Origin of the sequence: Streptomyces mangrovi (genome assembly GCF_900114215.1) — a bacterium.
GTDB classification, from domain to species: Bacteria; Actinomycetota; Actinomycetes; order Streptomycetales; family Streptomycetaceae; genus Streptomyces; species Streptomyces barkulensis.
This window is the reverse complement of the sequence record NZ_FOSG01000039.1, coordinates 1-14,851: the sequence shown is the minus strand read 5'-3', so window position 1 is coordinate 14,851 and position 14,851 is coordinate 1. Positions and strand designations below refer to the sequence as shown.

17 protein-coding genes are annotated in these 14,851 nt (G+C 71.8%); 8 read left to right on the top strand and 9 right to left on the bottom strand.

What is annotated here, in order from left to right:
* The coding region (locus tag BM237_RS28345) for an adenosylhomocysteinase (protein ID WP_139238204.1) at window positions 1–402 on the top strand (402 nt) is incomplete at its 5' end.
* A gap of 5 nt (window positions 403–407) precedes the next feature.
* Entirely contained in the window at window positions 408–1,130 is a 723-nt protein-coding gene (locus BM237_RS28340) for a maleylpyruvate isomerase family mycothiol-dependent enzyme (protein ID WP_175541173.1), read from the top strand.
* A 53-nt stretch (window positions 1,131–1,183) separates the two neighbouring features.
* Here BM237_RS28340 and BM237_RS28335 read toward each other — a convergent pair whose 3' ends face one another.
* Window positions 1,184–1,924, bottom strand: coding sequence for a PIG-L deacetylase family protein (locus BM237_RS28335; protein WP_093852601.1), 741 nt, complete (start codon window positions 1,922–1,924; stop codon window positions 1,184–1,186).
* A gap of 123 nt (window positions 1,925–2,047) precedes the next feature.
* Between BM237_RS28335 and asnB the strand changes: the two genes are divergently transcribed.
* The 6 genes from asnB (at window position 2,048) to BM237_RS28305 (ending at window position 9,224) form a co-directional block, all read left to right on the top strand.
* Window positions 2,048–3,877, top strand: coding sequence for an asparagine synthase (glutamine-hydrolyzing) (gene asnB, locus BM237_RS28330; protein ID WP_342746271.1), 1,830 nt, complete (start codon window positions 2,048–2,050; stop codon window positions 3,875–3,877).
* A complete protein-coding gene (locus BM237_RS28325; RefSeq protein ID WP_093852599.1) occupies window positions 3,874–4,860 on the top strand; it encodes a PrpF domain-containing protein in 987 nt (328 codons plus the stop codon). The genes asnB and BM237_RS28325 overlap by 4 nt, the downstream gene beginning before the upstream one ends.
* A gap of 86 nt (window positions 4,861–4,946) precedes the next feature.
* Window positions 4,947–5,675: an SDR family oxidoreductase gene (locus BM237_RS28320; RefSeq protein ID WP_093852598.1), complete on the top strand. Its 729-nt coding sequence runs from the start codon at window positions 4,947–4,949 to the stop codon at window positions 5,673–5,675.
* 23 nt (window positions 5,676–5,698) lie between these two features.
* On the top strand, window positions 5,699–7,282 hold the full coding sequence (locus tag BM237_RS28315) for a class I tRNA ligase family protein (protein ID WP_093852597.1): 1,584 nt from the start codon (window positions 5,699–5,701) through the stop codon (window positions 7,280–7,282).
* Window positions 7,283–7,407: 125 nt separating this feature from the next.
* Entirely contained in the window at window positions 7,408–8,823 is a 1,416-nt protein-coding gene (mshA, locus tag BM237_RS28310) for a D-inositol-3-phosphate glycosyltransferase (protein WP_425443754.1), read from the top strand.
* Between the two features lie 188 nt (window positions 8,824–9,011).
* A complete protein-coding gene (locus BM237_RS28305; protein ID WP_093852596.1) occupies window positions 9,012–9,224 on the top strand; it encodes a hypothetical protein in 213 nt (70 codons plus the stop codon).
* Here BM237_RS28305 and BM237_RS28300 read toward each other — a convergent pair.
* From BM237_RS28300 to BM237_RS28265, 8 genes are all read right to left on the bottom strand, one after another.
* Window positions 9,215–9,643 (bottom strand): Fur family transcriptional regulator, encoded by a 429-nt coding sequence (locus tag BM237_RS28300; protein ID WP_093852595.1) that lies wholly within the window; start codon window positions 9,641–9,643, stop codon window positions 9,215–9,217. The genes BM237_RS28305 and BM237_RS28300 overlap by 10 nt on opposite strands.
* 96 nt (window positions 9,644–9,739) lie before the next feature.
* Complete coding sequence (locus tag BM237_RS28295) at window positions 9,740–10,795, bottom strand: helix-turn-helix domain-containing protein (protein WP_093852594.1); 1,056 nt, start codon at window positions 10,793–10,795, stop codon at window positions 9,740–9,742.
* 104 nt (window positions 10,796–10,899) lie between these two features.
* The gene (locus tag BM237_RS28290) at window positions 10,900–11,811 is read right to left on the bottom strand and encodes an SAM-dependent methyltransferase (protein WP_175541172.1); all 912 of its coding nucleotides are present in this window, start codon (window positions 11,809–11,811) and stop codon (window positions 10,900–10,902) included.
* A 171-nt stretch (window positions 11,812–11,982) separates the two neighbouring features.
* The gene (locus tag BM237_RS28285; protein WP_175541171.1) at window positions 11,983–12,474 is read right to left on the bottom strand and encodes a GNAT family N-acetyltransferase; all 492 of its coding nucleotides are present in this window, start codon (window positions 12,472–12,474) and stop codon (window positions 11,983–11,985) included.
* 188 nt (window positions 12,475–12,662) lie between these two features.
* Window positions 12,663–13,565, bottom strand: a complete 903-nt coding sequence (locus tag BM237_RS28280; protein ID WP_093852603.1) for a M56 family metallopeptidase — start codon at window positions 13,563–13,565, stop codon at window positions 12,663–12,665.
* A 2-nt stretch (window positions 13,566–13,567) separates the two neighbouring features.
* On the bottom strand, window positions 13,568–13,936 hold the full coding sequence (locus BM237_RS28275; protein WP_093852591.1) for a BlaI/MecI/CopY family transcriptional regulator: 369 nt from the start codon (window positions 13,934–13,936) through the stop codon (window positions 13,568–13,570).
* Window positions 13,937–13,998: 62 nt separating this feature from the next.
* Complete coding sequence (locus tag BM237_RS28270) at window positions 13,999–14,280, bottom strand: metal-sensitive transcriptional regulator (RefSeq protein WP_093852590.1); 282 nt, start codon at window positions 14,278–14,280, stop codon at window positions 13,999–14,001.
* Between the two features lie 119 nt (window positions 14,281–14,399).
* A partial coding sequence (locus BM237_RS28265; RefSeq protein WP_139238203.1) for an HAD-IC family P-type ATPase occupies window positions 14,400–14,851 on the bottom strand: 452 nt, incomplete at its 5' end.

Below are 14,851 nucleotides of genomic sequence, written 5' to 3'. Positions count from 1 at the left end.
CATTTCGACAACGAGATCGACATGGCCGGTCTGGCGGCGACTCCGGGGATCGTCAAGGACGAGGTCAAGCCGCAGGTGCACACCTGGACCTTCCCGGACGGGAAGGCGATCATCGTGCTGTCCGAGGGGCGGCTGCTGAATCTGGGCAATGCCACCGGGCATCCGTCGTTCGTGATGTCGAATTCCTTCGCCAACCAGACGATCGCGCAGATCGAGTTGTTCACCAAGCCGGACGCCTATCCGGTGGGGGTGTATGTGCTGCCCAAGCATCTGGACGAGAAGGTCGCCCGGCTGCATCTGGAGGCGCTGGGGGCGAGGCTGACCGTGCTGCGCCCGGAGCAGGCCGCCTATATCGGCGTTCCCGTGGAGGGTCCGTACAAGCCCGACCACTACCGCTACTGACACCGATGACCGAGACGAGAGATCCCTGGCTGCCGCACCGGCTGCTGCTGGCCGAACGGGACGCCCTGCTGCCGCTGCTGCGCCGTACGGCCGGCGGCGAGTACGAGCGCCGCACCGCCTGCCCGGGCTGGACGGTGCGCGAGGTGCTCGCGCACTGTTCGGCGGCCCTCCTGCGCATTGTGGAGGGCCGGCTCGATGGCGCCTTCACACCCGAGGCGAACGCGGCCGACGTGTGGGAGCGCCGCGACTGGAGCGTCTCCCGGATCCTGGACGAACTGGAGGAGGGGTTCACCGAGGCGGGGAAGGTGATCGCCGCGTCCGACGGGGACCTGGACGTGATCGCGCTGGGGGAGTGGGTGCACGCCGGGGACGTCCGTGACGCCCTGGGCCGGCCGGGGGCCTACGAGGGGCCGGGGGCGGCCGAGGCGCTGGCCGTCCTCGCCGTCGCCAGCCGGGTCCGCTCCACTCCGCGGGTGGAGGCGGTTCTCGGCGGCGGGGGGCGCCTTTCGTTCCCGGAGACCCGCTCACCGGCCTCACCGGCCTCACCGGCCTCACCGGCCTCACCGGCGAGGAGGCTTTCCCTGGGCAACCTCGAGGACGGGCGGCCGCCGGCGCGTCTGGAGACGGATGTCCCGACCCTGATCCGCCTCTACTCCGGTCGTCCCGTGGTCGGCGCGCGGTATGTGCTGGACGGTGCCGTGGAGAGCGAGCTGGTCATCTACGGCTGAACACCGCGGGACGTGAACGCCGAGGACCGGCCGCCCCGTGACGGGGCGGCCGGTCATGCCGTCCGTACGACCTGGAAGGCCTCGGCGAGCCTCCCGGGAGGCAGTCCGCCCGCACGGGCGTGCTCCGCCAGCCATTCCCGGAGCAGTCCGGCCAGGTCCTCGAAGTGGGCCGTCTGCGAGGTGTGGATGCGCAACGCGTCGACCTTGCGGTCGAAGACGGCGGTGACGTCGATGAACTGGTTGGGGCTCGGACCGGTCATCAGCCAGGTCTCGGGGACGGTCCACGGCCGCAGCCCTTCGTGCTTGAGCAGGGAGGCGTGGGCGAAGGGATTGCGGGCCTCGGGGTAGATCGCGCGCAGGGCCGCCTCTCCGACGGCACGGTGGTCGGGGTGGAGATCGGCGACGCGCGCCCAGTTGATCTCGGGACTGGGGATGATGGCGCGCTGCGGCCTGACCTCGCGGATGACCCGGCACAGATCGCGGCGCAGTTCCACGCTCGGTTCCACCCTGCTGTCCGGGTAGCCGAGGAACCGGACGTCCTGCACCCCGCTGAGTTTGGCGGAGTGCGTCTGTTCGGCCCGGCGCAGATCCGCCATGACCTGCCGCGGCAGCTGCTCGTCGTATCCGCCCGCGTCGCCGTCGGTGACGATGCAGTAGGTCACCCGCGTGCCGCGGTCCATCCACTGCATGACGGTCCCGCTCACACAGAACTCGATGTCGTCGGGGTGTGCGGCCACGACCAGCAGGCTGTCGGGCGCGCCCCGGGAGGCCGTGCCGAAGGTGGAGTCGCTCATGCGGCCAGCCTGTTGCGCGCGAGGCGGGGACGACAAGAGGCGGCTCATGGCCGGTTTGCGCCATGACACTTTCGCGCCGGGCAAAGAATTGGTAGATTCAAATTATTGATTCCGTCTGGTGTGATGTGTTCGGAGGTGGCCGCCATGTGCAGGATCCTCGGCTCGTTCGCTGCAGGTGCGACAGTCCACGACCTGGCTGCCGTCGCCGGCCGCCAGCGGCACGGTGGGCCCGACGCCCACGGGATGAGAAGGGGGCCGGGGTGGTCGCTGGGCTGCAACCGGCTCGCCGTCACCGACCCGGCCGGCGGCGCCCAGCCCTACGAACTGAAGACGGCGCCGGGCGTCGTCGCCGTCTTCAACGGCGAGTTGTACAACCACCGCGAACTGCGCCGGCGTCTGCGGGAGCGGGGGCACGTCTTCCCCGACAACTGCGACGGCACCCTGCTGCCGGCCCTCTACGCCGAGTACGGCGCGGCCTTCGCCGGACTGCTCGAGGGCATGTTCGCCGTGGCCCTGGTGGATCTGCGCGGCCCTGAGCCCCGGCTCGTCCTCGCCACCGACGACCACGGCATGAAGACGCTCTACTACCACGCCGCCCCGGGCGGCGGTGTGTACTTCGCCTCCGAACTGTCCGCCCTGATCGCGTTCTCGCAGGTGCCCGCCGTGCAGCGGGAGGAGGCACTGGACGAGTACCTGACGACCCGTACCTGCCTGGGGCAGCAGTCCGCGCTGCGCGGCATCCGCACCCTGCCTCCCGGAGCCACCGCGGTGGCGGATCCGGGCACAGGCCTGCGCGTCCACCGCCGGCAGCCCCGCGGGGAGGAGCGCCCGGGCGCGGACCTGCTGGGCGTGCTGGGCCGCGAGGTGCGCGCGCTGGCCCGTGCCGACGTCCCGGTCTGCGCCGTCACCAGCGGAGGTCTGGACTCGGGCCTGGTGACCGCGCTGGCCGCGGAACACGCCCGGCAGGTGCGCGGGGAGCCCCTGCACACCTTCCACCTGACCTACAGGGGGCGCTGGCCGGGGGACGAGGACGGGTTCGCCCGGGCCGTCGCCCGCCGCAGCGGCACGGTCCACCACCAGATCGAGGTGGACCCCGGGGAGTTCGCCGAGCTGCTGCCGCGGACCGTGTGGCATCTGGGCCAGCCCAACGCCGACCCCATCACGCTCAGCACCTACGCGCTGTTCCGCGCCGTCCGCGCCGAGGGGTTCACCGTCGCCCTCACCGGTGACGGCGCCGACGAACTCTTCGCCGGGTACGACCGGATGCGCGCCGCACTGGCCGCACCGGCCGGTGCGGACTGGGTGAGCCCTTATGTCGCCTCGCTCGCCGCGGTCCCCCGCGCCCTGCGCGACTCGCTCTACACCTCCGACTACCGTGCCTTCCTCGCCGACCGGGGGCCGGCCGAGCAGCGGATCACCGAACAGCTGCGGTCGGCTGCCGGCAGCCGGCACACCACGCTGACGGACTTCGAGACGCTGCAGCGGCTGCCGGCCTACCATCTGCGCCGCGTCGACCACCTCAGCATGGCCTGGGCGGTGGAAGCGCGGATGCCGTACCTCCAGCCGGCCGTCTCCGCCCTGGCCCGACGGCTCCCCGTCCACCTGCGCACGGGGAAGCGGGCTCTGCTCGCGGCGGCCCGGGGGGTGCTGCCGGAGGCGGTGGTCCGCCGCCCCAAGCAGCCCTTCCACCTTCCCGTCGACGCGATGCTCGTCCGCGGCACGCCTCTCATGGCGCTGGCCCAGGAGATGCTGTCCTCCGGGAACCTGCGCCTCGACGGCCGGCTGTGCGCGCGGGGAGTGGACGGCCTGTTCGCCGCCCACCGGCGGCAGCCCTCCCCGGTGACCGCCGGCGCGCTGTGGGCCCTGCTGGTCCACGAACTGTGGAGCGAGGAGCTGCGCGCTCTGCGCGCGTCGGCGCCCCGTGTCCGGTCCCTGGCCGGACTGGCCGCATGACCTCGTACATCGCGATGGCCGAGGGGGCGCCGGGACCCACCCTGGTGCTCGACGCCGGCCGGCTCCCCGAGGACCGCGACCGCCTGAGCGCCGCCCTGGGACGGATACGCCTGTTCCTGGAGGACGCCGGGCACGGCCCGGTCCTGAAGTTCGCGCTGGTCCGTCCTTCCCCGCGGCCCGGGTACGACCTGGACTACCGCTTCGTCCAGGGACTGGCGCGGGATCCGCGGAAGTTCGCCTTCGACAGCGGCTGCGGCCACTCCCTGCTGGCCGCGGCCGCCGCCACCGGGACGGCGCGGGAACCCCTGCGGGTCCGGGTCCTCAACACCGGGGAGGAGATGGTCTGCGAGCGGGCCCGGGACGGCACCCACACCCTGCACCTCCTGCCGGGCGCGGAGCTTCCGCTGCCGCGGCTGCTGCCCACCGGGCGGGCCACCGACGCCCTGATCACCGGCGAGGGAGTGCTGCTCGGTTCCCTTGTGCGGTTCGGCAACCCCTATGTGTTCGTCGACGCGGCGGACCTGGGACTGCACGGCCCCCGGGCCCTGTTCGAGGCGGGCTCCGCCGCCCTGGCGCGGCTGGAGCGGCTGCGGGCCGCGGCGCGCGCCGTACTGGGACTGCCCGCGGGCGGCCTGCTGCCCAAGGTCGCGGTGGTGAGCGCCGGCCGGCCGGGGCGGCTGGCGGCCAGATCCCTCACCGAACCCGGGTGGCACCCCGCGTTCGCACTCACCGGACTCGCCTGCCTGGCGGCCGCCTCCGCCATCGCGGGAACGGTTCCGCACCGTCTGGCACGAGCCGCCGGATGCGGGACGGACTCCGTTCTCGTCGACACTCCGTCCGGCACCGTGCCGGTCGAACTGGAGACCTCCGTCACGGCCGGCGAGCACTCCGGGCGCCTCCGCCGGGTCGGCATCGGCGGCAGACGGGTCCGCGTGCTGCGGACGGACCTGCGGCTGCCGTGGCGCGTCCACGCCACTGCGTGAATCTGCCTTTCCTCTCTGCGGATATCCTCCCCGCCGTCTGTCAGGCTTTTCGAGGACATCTGGCCGACCGGGGAGAGCTGGACGGAATGAAATTCGATAACCTGCGTGTCGTCGTCACCGGCGCCTCCCGTGAATTCGGGCGTGCGCTCGCCATCGGTTTCGCGCATCTGGGCGCCGAGGTATTCGTCTCGGCCCGTACGGTGGAAGCGGCCGAGCGCACCCTGGCCGATGTCATGGGGTCGGCCCGCGAGCGCATTCACGCGTTCGGCTGCGACCTCAGCCGCCCGGCCGAGATCCGTGAGTTCGCCCGCCGGGTGGGCGAACACACCGGCCGGGTCGACCTGCTCGTCAACAATGGCGCGCGGTGGCTCGACGGCGTCGAACTCGAGGACGCCTCGGACGACCAGATCGTGGAGACCATCGAATCCACCGCGGGCGGAACCGTGCTGATGGTCAAGCACTTCCTGCCGCTGCTGCGCGCCTCCCAGCGGCCCGACATCGTCAACATGGTCGCGGTCCGGGGCCCGGACACGGCGGGCATGTCGACGGCCCACGACGCCTTCTACGCGGCGAAGAGCGCCCAGGCGGGATTCGCCGACATCCTCTCCCACCGGCTGCGGTCCTCGGGCGTCCGCGTCTTCTCGCTCTACCCGCCCGACTTCTCCACCTCCGACCCCCGGTCGGTGGAGTGGGAGGGGACAGGGGGAGACCCCGACGAGAAACTCACCACCCAGGCGCTTTTCGAGTGCATCGTCTACGCGGTCGAGCAGCCACGGGACTGCTTCATCCGCTCCTTCCACTTCGAGCCCCGCTGACCAGCGGGAAAGGAGGCCCGCCCGTGAGCAGCCGGCTCTGGATCACCGCGACCCCGCCCGCCTCCCACGGCGAGCTCCACATCGGGCACCTGGCCGGACCCTATGTCGCCGCCGACGTGCTCAGCCGCTACCTGCGTGCCGACGGCCGGTCCGTCCTCTTCGTCACCGGCACTTCCGACCACAACAGCTCCGTCGAACTGCGGGCCCTGCGGGACGGACGCAAGCCCCAGGAGGTCGCGGAGGGGTACCGCCAGGCCATATGCGCCGATCTGCGGCGCGCCGGAGTCGAGTTCGACCTGATCACCGATCCGCGATCCTCCGCCGGCTACCGCCAGTGGGTGCAGAACCTCTTCGCCCGGCTCCGCGCCGACGGTGTCATCGCCGCCCGGACCCGGCTGATGCCCTACTGCGAACCGTGTGAGCGCTGGCTGTACGGGGCCCACGCGACCGGTGGCTGCCCGCACTGCGGGCAGCCCTGCCGGGCAGGCGTCTGCCACGCCTGCGCCCGGCCGAACGACAGCGGCGAACTGCTCTCGCCGAACTGCTCCCTGTGCGGCACCGCGGCGGTGCTCCGCCGCTGCCGCCGCCTGTACCTGCCGCTGGAGCCCTTCCGCGACAGGCTCGCCGACCACTGGCGCAGCAGCGACCTTCCACCGCGGGTCGCCGCGCTGTGCGAGGGGCTGGCCGAGGACGGCCTGCCCGACGTGGCCGTGTGCCATCCGGCCGAGTGGGGGCTGCCGGTTCCCGGGGACGACTTCGAGGGCCACCGCATCGACGTCTGCTTCGAGGACATCGCGATGCACCTCTACGGCTGCTGGCCGGACCACCGGGCGGCGCCGGAGGAGACCGTCCACTTCTGCGGGGCCGGCCACGCCTTCTGCCAGGCGGTGCTGCTGCCCGTCCTCGTCCTCGCCCAGGGGGTGAAGCTGAGGCACTCGTTCCGCGTCAACGAGACCCTCCGCCTGGAGAAGGGGAAGGGCGAGACCGTCGGCAGGCGCCCGGCGCTCTGGGCACTGGACCTGCTCACGGAGTTCGGTTCCGACACCCTGCGCCGCCATGTGCTGCAGTGCCGGCCGACCGACGGGACCGCGCCGTTCCGGCACTCGGACCTGGAGCGCACGCGGCAGTGGCTGGACTCCACCTGGAACGACTGGCTGGGCAGGCTCTTCACCGCCGTCCGGGAGGAGTCCGAGGGACTGGTGCCGGACGCCGCCTCCGGCGGAGCGGGCTGGGACGTCCTGCACGAGCGACTGGTCCGCACGGCCGGGGAACTGCGCGAGGCGTACGACCCCCGGTCCTTCGACCCCCGCCGCGCCGTCGCGCTGCTGGACGAGGTCGTCCGCTCCGCCGACGACTTCGGCCACGCCAACGGGTACCGGTGGCACGGCCCCACCGGCCCGGACCGTAAGGCACCCGCGATCGTGGCCCAGTTGCGGGTGGCCGGGGCGCTGGCCGCCTGGGCTCGCCCGGTGATGCCGGAAGGGGCCGACCGGCTGGCGTCCGCACTGGGACTGCCGGCGGGCCGCGCCGTCGGTCCCGAAGCCCTCACCGCGCCCGCGGCAGGCACCCGGCTGTCGCCGCCGTCGGGCCCGGTCTTCGGCTTCTGAACCCTTACGTCTTCGACACCTTCCCATCGGGCTCCGGGGCTTCACGCCCCGGAGCCCTTCCGTCTGCCGGGCGCCGCCACGGCTCTGCGAGGGCGGCGCCCGGCCCGATCACCGAGGAGAACCACGTGTCCGTCACCACCGCACGACCGCTCCGCGTGGCCATGCTCAGTGTCCACACCTCACCGCTGCACCAGCCCGGCACCGGCGACGCGGGCGGGATGAACGTCTACATCGTCCAGCTCTCGCGGAGCCTGGCCGGACTCGGTGCCGAGATCGACGTCTTCACCCGGTGCCGGGGCGAGGACCTGCCGCCGAAGGTGTCGCTGGCCCCCGGCACGACCGTGCGCCATCTGCACGCCGGTCCGTGCCGGGCCGTGGCCAAGGAGGAGCTCCCCGGCACGCTGGAGGACTTCTCGCGGGCGCTGCTGCGCACCGCGGCCGGGGACGGCGGCCGTCCCTACGATCTGGTCCACTCCCACTACTGGCTGTCCGGGCAGGTGGGCCGGACCGTGACGCGGCGATGGGGAGTCCCGCTGGTGCACACCATGCACACGCTGGGCCGGGTGAAGAACGCCTCGCTCGCCGAGGGCGACAGCCCCGAGCCCCCGGAGCGGATCCTGGGCGAGCACCAGGTCGTCGACACCGCCGAACGCCTGGTCGCCAACACGGCCGACGAGGCGGCGGCGCTGCGGCGGCTGTACGGGGCGGCTCGGGAACGCACCGACGTCGTGCACCCCGGCGTCGACCTCCGCACCTTCCGCCCGGGCGGGGGCCGGCAGGCCGCCCGCCGACTCCTGGGGCTGCCGCGGGACGCCTTCGTGCCGCTGTTCGTGGGACGCATACAGCCTCTGAAGGGACCGGACGTGCTGGTCGAGGCCGTCGCCGAACTGGTCCGTCTGGACCCGGAACTCGGCAGGCGCCTGGTGGTCCCCGTGATCGGCGGTCTGAGCGGTTCGGGGCTGCGTGCCCCGGAACGGCTGGAACAACTGTGCGCCGCGTCGGGCGTGGCGGACGTGGTCCGCTTCGAACCCGCCGTACGGCAGGAGACGCTGGCGCACTGGTACCGCGCCGCCGACGTGCTGGTGGTGCCCTCGCGCAGTGAGTCGTTCGGTCTGGTGGCCCTGGAGGCCCAGGCCTGCGGGACCCCCGTGCTCGCCGCCGAGGTGGGCGGGCTGCCGGCCGCCGTGCGGGACCGGGTGACGGGCCTGCTGGTCCGGGGGCACCGCCCGCGGGACTACGCCCGGCAGCTGCTGACCCTGGCCAGGGCACCCGAACTGGCCAGGACCATGGGGCGGGCCGGAGTCCGGTACGCGTCGGGAATGGCCTGGGACCTGGCCGCGGCCCGCACGCTCGCCGTGTACGAGCGCGCGGCCGGGGCGGCGCGGTCCGGGTGGGCAGGGGCGGCGGCACGCCCCTGCCCGGGCGGGGACCTGTCCCTGGAGGTGCCAGGACCCCGCCGGCTCAAGGGAGAGAGCCGCACCCACGATTCTATCATAGATTTTACCGGGTCAAATATTGGTGCGAATGGAATCGCTGAGTAATTCAGCAGTGAAATTCGGTGATTCCGCTTTCCCGGGGCTTTGACAGGCTTGTGCCATGGCGTGTGTGCGACGCCGACATCCCTGGATCGGGAAGTCGTGAGGCGGGATTATTTAAGCGTCACCCCGAGGAACTCCCGGCGGCACGGGAGAGGGGGGACGAAAACCCCGTCCATCACCCTGGAGGAACCATGCCTTCGTACAGCGGAATTTCCTTCGCTCTGCGCCGCCTGGCCGTCGCCGCGGTGCTGTGCGCCTCCGTGGCCGGCGCCGCCGCGACGGCGGCCCTGTCCGAGCAGCCGGGCGGGTTCGGCGTGCTGGCCTCCACCACCGAGGTCGACTGGCCGCCGGTCTCCCCGAACGACGGCAACGTCGACTGGCCCCCGGCCCCGCCTCAGGACTGACGGCAGTCCGGGCATTCGCCCTTGAAGACCAGCTCGGTGCCCGTCATGTGCCAGCCGTGCAGGCCCTTGCGCGAAGGCGTGGGGGCCTGCACGGCCACGTTGGCCACCCGTCCGCAACGCGTGCACAGCGCGTGGTGGTGAGGTTCGGAAGCCATTTCGAAGACGGCCGGCAGTCCGGGGCGGTCGAATTTCGTCACCAGTCCGGTGTCGAGAAAATGCTTCAGCATCTCGTAGACCGCCTGGCTGGTCAGCGTCCCCAGCCTTTCCCGCGCGGTGGAGGTGATCTCCTCCACCTCCATGTGGCTGTTCTCCCGCAGCACCTTGAGGACTTCCAGCCGCGGCCCGGTGACCCGCAGGCCGACATCACGCAGCTGCTGCACCGCGGCCTCGCGCTGCTCCGGCAGTACCTCGCGCTTCATGTCCCCGCCAACCGCTCCCAGTCAACCGATCCGAGTCAACTGATCCGACCAAAAGTTTTCCACCATCGTACATCTTGGCCGGACAGGAGCGGTGTGCTAATCGAGCCAGCCCAGCCGGGTGGCCTTCACCCCGGCCTCGAAGCGGCTGCCCGCGCCCAGCTCCTGCATCACCTCGGACAGCAGGCGGCTGACGGTGCGCAGCGACACACCGAGGTTCCGCGCGATCTTCTCGTCCTTCATGCCGGTGGCCAGCATGCGAAGCGCCGCCCGCTGCTGCTCGGTCAGCCCGTCGCCGCCGCGCTCGGCGTTCTCCTCCTCGCCGAACGCCGACGAGGTGTGCCAGCAGTACTCGTAGACGGCCAGATAGGACCGCACCAGCGCAGGCCCCCTGGCCAGGATCGCGCCGGCGGTGTGGTCGTCGGGATTGGCCGGAAGAAGCGCGAACTGGTGGTCGCCGAGGATCATGTTCATGGGCACGACGGGGGAGAGGCGGACCTCGACGCCGGCCTCGACCTGGCGTCTGAAGAAGTCCGCCAGCGTCGGCACGGACGCGAACCGCTGGTTGTAGATCACCCGCACCCGCACCCCCTCGCCCAGCAGCCGCCTGTCCCGGCCCAGCGACCGGTCGAGGGTGCTGGTGTCGATGGCGCCGGGATGCATGGAGGCCACGGAGTCGTGTACGAGGTCCACGACGTCCTCGACGGCCTGCTGGATGCGCCGGTAGTCCGTGAGCACCTCGACCTCGACCTCGGAGTCGGTGACCGAACCGGCCCGCAGGAAACGGTCGGCCAGCGTCTCCAGCCTGGTGTGGGCCTCGTCGGCCTGCCGCAGACGCTCGCGCAGCAAGTCCCGCTCGTGCGCCATCACGCGCAGGAGCGCCACCTCGGGGGCGATCACCGTGACGGCGTCCTCGGTCTCCTCGTGCCGCCAGCCGGGGTTCGTCTCCAGACCGGTGGTGTGCAGCGAGGCGGTGGGAACGACCAGGCCGAGGCGCTCCAGCTCGTCCCGGTGACGGGCGGCCTCGTGCTCCTTGAGCCCCAACTCGGCGGCCACCGCGGTGAATCCCGCGGCCCCGCGCGCCCGCAACGCCTGGTAGAGGCGGAGAGCGGGGTCCTGTGAGCCACTACGTCCGCCGGAACCGGATCTGGACACGTTGCGGTGATCCCCCTCGTCTACCCGTACCGCGCTCCGATGTGACCGTGCACTCGTTCCGGGGTAGGTCCACCCTCGACCGTTCTGCGGCCCCGGTCACCTCATCATGCGTCGGCGCGGCAAATCAAGAGCACATGTTCGGTCACGGAGTCGATCCGGTGGGGGCGCCGGTCGGTGATATGCATTCCGGCTCTGCGTATGTCATGTGCCAGCTGTTCGGAGTCGATCAGCCATTTGCGGGTGGCCAGGGTCCGGAGATGGATATCGTGCCGCGTGGAGCACCGGCACCGGTAGGTGATCCGCTCGCGCATTCCGGCCGGGTCGAAGACCTGCCTGGCCACGACCGTCTCGGTCACCCCGTCGAAACGCGGCACCCGGAAGGCGAACGTGCGCCGGGGCCGCTCCTTCAGGCCCGTGAGCGCGTGGCTCGGATAGTCCAGGGCCAGCGCGCCTCCCCTGCCCAGGCAAGAGGCTATCTCGCGCAGCAGGGCGGGACGCGCTCGCGGGGAAACGGCCGTGATCATCGCTCCGGCCAGCACCACCAGCTGGTACCGGCCCTCCAGCCGCAGCCCGGCCAGGTCGGCGGGGAGCGTGGTCACCAGCCGGTCGGTGCGGGGGCCGATCCGCCGGGCCCACTGCCGCAGCCGCCGCAGGCTGTGGCGGTCCCGGTCCACCGCCGCCACGGCGAAACCGTGCCGGGCGAAGGGGACGGCCAGCCGCCCGGCGCCCGACCCCAGGTCGAGCACCGGGCCGCCGGTGGTGCGGGCCATGCCCAGGTAGCCGACGATGTCGGTGCTGTGCGGCCCCAGCAGGGCGTCGTGCAGCCAGACGTCCCCGGGTTCCTGGGCGGACACGTTCTCGAGGCCGGGCAGCCACAGAGCGCCGGAGCCGTCCTCGGCGGCCACGGACGGCAGGGAGCCGGCGTCATCGCACTCCGTCTTTGGGAGAGCGGCGCGCATGTCGTCGTCCGAGATGTCGAGCAGAGCCGACACGGCGGTGCTCCTCTGCGTGTCCATCGCCCCTCCAGGGTGCTCGGCTGTACCCCTGCCGTCCGGGGGCGGTGCCCGTGCCGCCGGGACCGCGCCTGGAAGGCATCCTGGCCCGCGGGCGGCGCCGGGAGCCAGCCGGAACCGCTGCGTGTCCATGCGATGGCGTGGATCTGCCACCACCCCGGGGCGGCGGGAGGCTTACAGGGGGCGCGCGTAGCGCATGCCGCCGAGGTCCTCTTCCGGGGGCCGGAAACCGTGCCGGCTCAGAAAGGGCAGAAGAGGGTCCTCCGGAGAGTGCAGGGAGATCAGCTGGCGACGGGCGCCCGCGCCGCGCTGCTGTTCACTCACGGTCTCCAGCAGTGCGCTGCCGATGCCCTCGCGGCGGCGGTCCGCGTTCACACACAGGCAGTACACCTCACCGGCTCCCGCCTCGGCGACGCCGCCGGCCGCCGCGCCCAGTACGCCGCCGCCGGGCTCCACCGCGACAAGCCACCCGAGCCAGCCCGGTCCGCTGCCGGGAGCGCCGATTTCCGTGCGAATGCGGGCCAGCGAGCAGTAGCGGCCGACCAGGCGCTCCACCTCGGCTTTTCCGAGTAGTGAGAGATAACCGTTCCGTAGTGAATCGGCCATCAACCTGGACACCGAGGGCGCCTCGGCCTCGACTGCCGGCCGTACTGCCACATGGCCCATGACGTTCATCCCTCCCGCGGGCGGAAGCGGCCCGACATCTGTCCACAATAGCCCTGTGGGCGGCGGGACAAAAAGCCCTCCCAGAATACCCAGGGGCTCTTTCCGGTCGATTTCCGAGGTTTTGAAAAGTTTCCCGCTTTGTGCTGTGAGAGGTCTACGAAAATACTTAGTAAATCAGTAGGGGAAATCTAGAGCGAGCAGCATGCGGCAATCAGGGGAATGACCGTCAGGGCCGATGCCAGGACCGTGAACGCGCCGCGCGCCGCGGGGCAGCGCGGCCGGTCGGTCGCGAGAATGCGGTTCATCCGCTGCACGGCCGACAGTCCGCCCAGGGCGAAGGCGCCCCTGGGAGCCTGTCCGGCAGCCGTCTCGTAGAGAGCCGTCGCGAGTTCCTGGCGTGTGCACCGCCGCAGCACGCGGTCGTCGGCGGCCATCTCCAGCAGCAGGGGCACCTGGTGGCGCAGGCCACTGCCGAGCGGGAGCCGGCGGTACACGGAGCCGAGAGCGCGCGCCGCGGTGAACAGCAGATGGTGCCGTCCGGCCAGATGCGCACGCTCGTGTTCGACCGCCGCCGACAACTCCCCTGCCCTCAGAGTGCGTACGGCTCCGGAACTCACCACGATCTCGGGAGACCTGCCCGGCAGGCAGTAGACGGCCGGGATGTCGTGGTCGAGGAGCGTCACGCCCAGCCGCGCCGATCTCCGGCCGACGATTCGCAGTATCCGCGCGTGCCGGGCGCGTGATCTGCGTGTGCACACGTACTCGCGGACCAGGGCCCCGCAGGGAGGTCCGGCCGCCGCGATCGCCGAAACCGCCGCGATCACCAGCAGATCACGGCCGGGCGGTATGCGTTCCGGCTCGGCCGCGCACGCGGCGAGGAGTTCCACCACGCCCTGCCCGCCCGCCCAGGACAGCAGCAGCTGGGCCAGGGCAAGCCCTCCCGAGAACGCCAGCGCGCCCGCCAGGGCCAGCCACGCGCCGACAGCGAGTCTCGGTGCGTGGTGGGCCCAGCGGGCGCGCGCGAGGAGCAGAGGGGCGATCACCCCGGTGCCCAGGAGGATTCCCATCGGGGGCAGCAGATGGTAGGTCACGGTCACAGGGGGGTGTCCCGTCCGGTGGAGCGCAGTGCCGCTCTGAGCGCATCGACCTCCTCGGACGACATGTGCTCGACGAAGCGCATCAGCGCGGTCCGGCGGTCCTCGGTGTGTCCCAGGGCCTCGCGCATCAGGCCGGCCGTGTACTCCTCGCGGCTGTGAAGCGGCTCGTACATCCAGGCACGCCCGGCCTTCTCCCGGCGGAGCATGCCCTTGCGGTGCAGGATGTCCGCGACGGTCATCACCGTCGTGTAGGCCACCGGCCGGGTCAGGTTGATGTCGTCCACGATCTCGCGAACGGTCGCCGCCCTGCGCCACCGCCAGAGCCGATCCATGATCTCGGCTTCCAATTCGCCTAGCCGGCGCACCCTTCCCCCTCCTGCGACCCGTGCGGCCGCGGTCGCGCCACATCGTACGTCCGTGCCACGGGTCACGACCGGACGAGCCGCGCGATCGCGCGGGACGCCTCGGTCACCTTCTCCCTCGCCCGGTCCCCGCCGTGCCCGATGGCCTCGGTGACGCAGCAGCTGAGGTGCTCGTCGAGGAGGGCGAGGGCGCACGACTGGAGGGCGGCGTTGGTCGCGGACACCTGGGTGAGCACGTCGATGCAGTAGGTGTCCTGCTCGACCATGCGCTGGAGTCCGCGTACCTGGCCCTCGATTCTGCGCAGGCGCCTGAGGATGTCGTCCTTGTGCTTCTCGTAACCGGTCATCGTCGCCTCGTCTCACGGGAATCCGGCGGTAAAGGGCGTGGGGGAGAAGAAGGGGGGCCGGGGCGGTGTGCCCCGGCCCCCGAAGGTGGTGCGGTTTGCGTGATCCTGGGACGCGGTCGTCAGCTCTGGGCGCGGAAGCGGCGCAGCCGGAGGCTGTTGCCGACCACGAAGACCGAGGAGAAGGCCATGGCGGCTCCCGCGATCATCGGGTTGAGCAGTCCGGCCGCGGCCAGCGGCAGGGCGGCGACGTTGTAGGCGAAGGCCCAGAAGAGGTTGGACTTGATGGTGGACAGGGTCTTGCGGGCGAGCCGGATGGCGTCGGCGGCGGCGCGCAGGTCGCCGCGGACCAGGGTCAGGTCGCCGGCCTCGATGGCGGCGTCGGTTCCGGTGCCCATGGCCAGGCCGAGGTCGGCCTGGGCGAGGGCGGCCGCGTCGTTGACGCCGTCGCCGACCATGGCCACGGAGCGGCCCTGGCTCTGGAGGCGCTTGACGGTGTCGACCTTGTCCTGGGGCATGACCTCGGCGATCACCTCGTCGATCCCGACCTCGCGGGCGACGGATTCGGCCACCG